The organism is Bradyrhizobium genomosp. III (assembly GCF_000261705.1).
Taxonomy (GTDB): domain Bacteria; phylum Pseudomonadota; class Alphaproteobacteria; order Rhizobiales; family Xanthobacteraceae; genus Bradyrhizobium; species Bradyrhizobium ottawaense.
Map to the genome: position 1 here is coordinate 1 of NZ_AJQF01000330.1, position 5,751 is coordinate 5,751.

A 5,751-nucleotide genomic window follows, 5' to 3' on the forward strand; every position below is an offset into this window, starting at 1 on the left:
AGGCCGCTCCAGAACGTCGCCTTGGCGAGATCGCCGCCGCGCGGGAACAGATCGGTCAGCGAATGATCGAGCGTAGCGCGGCGCGCATCGTAGAGCTTGTCCGAATAGCCCGAGATTTCGGCGGTGCCGCCGACGCGGATTCGATTGCCGAGCCGCGTGATCGCGACCTTGTAGCTCTCGTCCATCACGGTCGATTCCGGCGCGCCTGCGGCCTCCTTGATCGGCACCGTGATCGAATAACCCTTCACCGGATAGACCGGCAGCGAAATGCCGAGCGGCGCGGCGAGCCGCGACGACCAGCTTCCGAGCGCGAGGACGTAAGCGTCGGCCTGCAATGTGCCGGCACTGGTCACAACACCGCTGACGCGCGCGCCGTCGGTGATGATGCGGTCGATGCCGGTGTTGAACATGAAACGCACGCCGAGCGCCTCGGCATGCTTGGCCAGCGCCTGCGTGAACATGTGGCAGTCGCCGGTCTCGTCCTGCGGCAGGCGAAGCCCGCCGACGAACTTTTCCTTCACGCCTGCGAGCGCCGGCTCGACCGCGATGCAGCCCTCGCGGCTCAGCACCTCGAACGGCACGCCGTATTGCTTGAGCACGGCGATGTCCTCAGCGGTGCCGTCGAGTTGGGCCTGGTAACGGAACAGCTGCAGCGTGCCTTGCGAGCGCTCATCATACTGGATGCCGATGTCGCGGCGCAGATCGCGCAGGGAATCGCGGCTGTACTCCGCGATCGGGATCATCCGGCTCTTGTTGACCGCGTAACGTGCGCTGGTGCAATTGCGCAGCATCTTGAGCAGCCAGACCCACATCACCGGATCGAGCTTCGGCCGGATCACGAGCGGGCCGTGCTTCATCAGCAGCCACTTGACCGCCTTTACCGGCACGCCGGGGCCGGCCCAGGGCGAGGAATAGCCGGGCGACACTTCGCCGGCGTTGGCGAAAGAGGTCTCCAGCGCCGGCTCAGGCTGACGGTCGACGACCGTGACCTCGTGGCCGGCACGCGCAAGGTAGTAGGCAGAGGTGACACCGATGACACCGCTGCCGAGGATCAGAACTTTCACGCTTGGTCAAACTCCCGCGGCATCACGCTCGCCGCTGCAAGGAAACAACTCGCAACGGCGAGAGCAATTATCAGGCCACCCGCTTGATGGCGTCACCAAGGATCGCGACGATATCGTCGATATGGCTCTTCTCGACGATGAGCGGGGGCGACAGCGCAAAGGAGTCGCCGCTCATGCGGAAGTACAGCCCGCGATTGAAGCAGTCGACCATGACGTCGTAGCCACGCGCACCGACCGCGCCGTCGCGCGGCGACAGCTCGACGGCGCCCATCAGCCCGCAATTGCGGATGTCGATGACGTTGGGCAGGCCTTTCAGCGAATGCAGCGCGTCGCGCCAGTATTCGGCGATCGACGCACCGCGCGTGAGCAGGCCCTCGTCCTTGTAGATGTCGAGCGTCGCGATGCCGGCGGCGCAGGCCGTCGGATGCGCCGAATAGGTGTAGCCGTGGAACAGCTCCATGACGTTTTCCGGGCCGATCATCATGGCGTCATGCACCTTGCGATGCGCGAACACCGCGCCGCAGGGAATGGTGCCGTTGGTGATGCCCTTGGCCGTGGTCATCATATCAGGCGTGACGCCGAAGAAGTTGGCGGCGAACGGCGTGCCGAGACGGCCGAAGCCGGTGATGACCTCGTCGAAGATCAGGAGGATGCCGTGCTTGTCGCAGATCTCGCGCAGGCGCTGCAGGTAGCCCTTCGGCGGCGGCAGCACCGCGGTCGAGCCCGGCACCGGCTCAACGATGACGGCGGCGATGGTCTCGGCGCCGTGCAGAGCCACCAGCCGCTCGAGATCGTCGGCGAGCTCGGCGCCATGCTCCGGCTGGTCCTTGGCGAAGGCGTTGCGGGTGAGATCGTGGGTATGGCGGATGTGGTCGACGCCCGGCAGCAGCGTCGCGAAGGCGCGGCGGTTGGCGACCATGCCGCCGACCGAGGTGCCGCCGAAGCCGACGCCGTGATAGCCGCGCTCACGGCCGATCAGGCGGGTGCGGCTCCCCTGGCCGTTGGCGCGGTGATAGGCGAGCGCGATCTTCAGCGCGGTGTCGACCGATTCGGAGCCGGAATTGGTGAAGAAGATGCGGTCGAGGCCCTTCGGCGCGATCTCGGCGAGCCGCTCGGCGAAGTCGAACGCCAGCGGATGGCCCATCTGGAACGACGGCGCGAAGTCCAGCGTCATCAGCTGGCGCTCGACTGCGGCGGCGATCTGCTTGCGGCCGTGGCCGGCATTGACGCACCAGAGACCGGCGGAGCCGTCGATCACCTTGCGGCCGTCCACGGTGGTGTAATGCATGCCCTCGGCCGAGGAGAACAGGCGCGGCGCCTTCTTGAACTGCCGGTTGGCCGTGAACGGCATCCAGAACGAGTCGGTCTTGATAGTGTTCGGAATCTGATGAAGGGTCACGGCCGCGCTCCTTTGCTGACCCTCTAGCAGAGCCACGGCTTGGAATGCGCAACAAGTCCTTTTCTGGTGACCTGCAAGTCATTGATTTAACTGGGGCCGCCGGTCCATATTTGCGCGATCCGCAACACCTGCAACAGGACCTGGGCCATGAGCGTCGACATCGGTGGACGGCTGCGATTCATCCGGGCGCGCCACAAGCTGTCGCAGCGCGAGCTGGCCAAGCGTGCCGGGGTCACCAATTCGACGATTTCGCTGATCGAATCCAACCAGATGAACCCCTCGGTCGGCGCGCTCAAGCGCATCCTCGACGGCATCCCGATGGGGCTCGCCGAGTTTTTCGCGCTGGAGCCGGAGTCCAGGCGCAAGATCTTCTACCGCGCCGAGGAGCTGACCGAGGTCGGCAAGAAGCCGATCTCGTACCGGCAGGTCGGCGACAATCTGTTCGGTCGCAGCCTGCAGATCCTGAAAGAACGCTACGAGCCCGGCAGCGACACCGGACGCGTCCATCTCGTCCACGACGGCGAGGAAGGCGGCATCGTGATCTCGGGCAAGCTCGAAGTCACCGTCGAGGACGAGCGCCGTATCCTCAACCCCGGCGATGCCTATTACTTCGAGAGCCGCCGCCCGCATCGGTTCCGCTGCGTCGGTGGCAAGCCGTGCGAGGTGATCTCGGCCTGCACGCCGCCGACGTTCTGAATCGCGAACAGTCGCATCCGGAAGGTTACGGGCGGCCACCGGTATCTTACGGTGGTTGAGCCATCTCAATTTCTGTGCGCCAGACCGCTATATATTACGAACCGTAGCCGAGCAGCCTGGCTTAGAGGTGCTGAGGTTATGGCCCCGAACTCCAGGGTATTCCGGGGCCGCTTCGTAACAGAGGCCCGCGCATGAAGATCACTCTTGCCAATGCGGAAGCCGCGCTCGACGAAGTCCTGCGCGACACCGACAAGCTCCACTCGCGCGAGCTGCGCAAGGCCATCGCAAAACACATCGAAGCGCAAAGAGAGCAGATCAAGGCTCTCCGCAGGATGATGAACTGATCGCCGCTGCGGAGCGAGCGGGCCTCGCCCCGCCTGCCGCCTCAACGCTGCGTCAGCAGTTCCTCGATCCGGATCGGAAAGCGGCGCACGCGCACACCGGTCGCGTGCCAGACGGCGTTCGCGACCGCGCCGGCACTGCCGGTGATGCCGATCTCCCCAACGCCCTTGATGCCGAGCGCGTTGACGTGCGGGTCGTGCTCCTCGACCGTGATCATTTCGAGCGGCGGCACGTCGGCATTCACGGGGACATGGTACTCGCCGAGATCAGCGTTCATGATCCGGCCGCTGCGCCGGTCGGTGACGGCCTCCTCGTGCAACGCAAACGACATCCCCCAGATCATGCCGCCGAACAGCTGGCTTTGCACCATCCGCGGGTTGACGATGCGCCCGGCCGCGAAGGCGCCGACCATGCGGGTGACGCGGACCTGGCCGAGCTCGGGATCGACCTTCACCTCCGCGAACACGGCGCCATGGGCATGCATCGCATATTCCTCCATCGCCGCAGGGTTCGGCGCACCGGTGCCGCGCGCCTCGACCTCGGCGACGCCGGCGCGCGCGAGGATCTCCGTGTAGCTCTCGCCGCGGCTCTCGTCATCGCGCCGGACCAGTCTTCCCCCGCGCGCGATCACGCCGGCGTTGCCGGCACCGAACAGCGGCGAGCGCTCGTCATTGGTGGCGAGATCGGCGAGCTTTGCGATCACGGCCGCGCCGGCGCTGTGGATCGCAGCACCCGCGGTCGCGGTGTGCGCAGAGCCGCCAGCGATGCCGGCATCGGGCAGGTCCGATGTCCCCGCCTTGAACGCGACGCGGTCGATATCGAGGCCGACGGCGTCGGCCGCGATCTGGGCCAGTGCCGTCCAGGCGCCCTGCCCCATGTCGTGCGCACCGATCTCCATGGCGCCCGAGCCATCGCGTCGGATCGCCGCGCGCGCTTCGGCCTGGAACATCAGCGCCGGGAAGGTCGCGGTGCCCATACCCCAGCCGACCAGCAGGCCGGCATCGTCGCGCATCTGCCGCGGCTGCAGCGGACGCTTCGCCCAGCCGAAGCGCGCCGCGCCCTGGTCGTAGCAGGCCCGCAGCGCCTTTGACGAGAACGGCTTGCCGGTGATCGGCTCGACCTCGGCATAGTTCTTCAGGCGGAAGGCGAGCGGATCGATGCCGCAGGCCCAGGCCATCTCGTCGATCGCGCTCTCCAGCGCGATCGATCCCGTTGCCTCACCCGGCGCCCGCATGAACAGCGGCGTGCCGGTGTTGACGCGCACGGCGTCATGCGAGGTGCGGATCGCAGGTGCCGCATAGAGCGTGTGCGAGGCGTCGGCCGCCGGCTCGTAGAAATCGTCGAACGTGCTCGATACGGTCCGCGCATGGTGATCGAGGGCGGTGAGGCGCCCCTCACCGTCGGCGCCGATGCGCAAGCGCTGACGGGTCGGCGCGCGATGGCCGACCGGGCCATACATCTGCTCACGGCGCAGCACCAGCTTGACCGGCCTGCCGACCAGCTTCGCGGCCATGATGCCGAGGACCGGCGGACCGCCCATGAGCCCCTTCGATCCGAAGCCGCCACCGAGGAACGGGCTGCGGATGTGGATCTTGTCGTGCGCGATGCCGAACAGCTCGGCGATGCGCGCGAGCGACAGCTTCAGGCCCTGGGTCGGCATGTCGACGGACAGCCTGTCGCCATCCCAGTGAGCCACGACCGCATGCGGCTCCATCGCGTTGTGATATTGCGGCGGCGTCTCATAGGTCGCGTCGATTTGCGCCTCGGCCGAGGCAAGGCCCGCCTCGACATCGCCGCGGTGATTTTCGGTGGGGTTGCCGACGCCGACGACGGGCGGCACAAAACTCTCGCCGGCATCGAGGCCGATGAGCGGAGGCTGCGCCTCGTAGCGCGGCGCCAGCAGCGCGGCACCTTCCGTCGCGGCTTCAAGCGTCTCGGCGATCACGACGGCGATCGGCTGATTGGCGTAGCGGACCTCGTTGCTCTGCAAAGCCTCCATCCGAAACACGAAGGGATTGGTCTTGATCTCGGGGTCGATGGCAAGCGGTGGCTTGTGGTCCTGCGTCATGACGTCGACGACGCCGGGATGACGTTTGGCGGCAGCGACATCGAGCGACGCCACACGTCCGCGCGCGATGCTGGAGGTCGCGATCACCGCAAACAGCATGCCGGGCGGATGATTGTCGGCGGCATAGGTCGCCTGCCCCGTGACCTTGAGGACGCCGTCACGGCGGGTCAGCGGCTGGCCGA

Annotated in this window: 5 protein-coding genes; 2 read left to right on the forward strand and 3 right to left on the reverse strand. The window is 66.7% G+C overall.

Translation table 11 applies throughout. The features are described from left to right. The coding region (locus tag IC66_RS0126815) for a D-amino acid dehydrogenase (protein ID WP_038949751.1) at nt 1-1,064 on the reverse strand (1,064 nt) is incomplete at its 3' end. A 70-nt stretch (nt 1,065-1,134) separates the two neighbouring features. After that, nucleotides 1,135-2,463: an aspartate aminotransferase family protein gene (locus IC66_RS0126820; protein WP_049806646.1), complete on the reverse strand. Its 1,329-nt coding sequence runs from the start codon at nt 2,461-2,463 to the stop codon at nt 1,135-1,137. A gap of 147 nt (nt 2,464-2,610) precedes the next feature. Between IC66_RS0126820 and IC66_RS0126825 the strand changes: the two genes are divergently transcribed. Continuing rightward, entirely contained in the window at nt 2,611-3,159 is a 549-nt protein-coding gene (locus IC66_RS0126825; RefSeq protein WP_018646206.1) for a cupin domain-containing protein, read from the forward strand. Between the two features lie 191 nt (nt 3,160-3,350). Next, nucleotides 3,351-3,503 carry a hypothetical protein gene (locus IC66_RS47815; protein WP_193375318.1) on the forward strand — a complete coding sequence of 51 codons (153 nt, stop codon included), beginning with the start codon at nt 3,351-3,353 and terminating at the stop codon, nt 3,501-3,503. A 41-nt stretch (nt 3,504-3,544) separates the two neighbouring features. Here the strand turns inward: IC66_RS47815 and IC66_RS0126835 are convergent. Beyond that, a partial coding sequence (locus tag IC66_RS0126835; RefSeq protein ID WP_038949753.1) for a xanthine dehydrogenase family protein molybdopterin-binding subunit occupies nt 3,545-5,751 on the reverse strand: 2,207 nt, incomplete at its 5' end.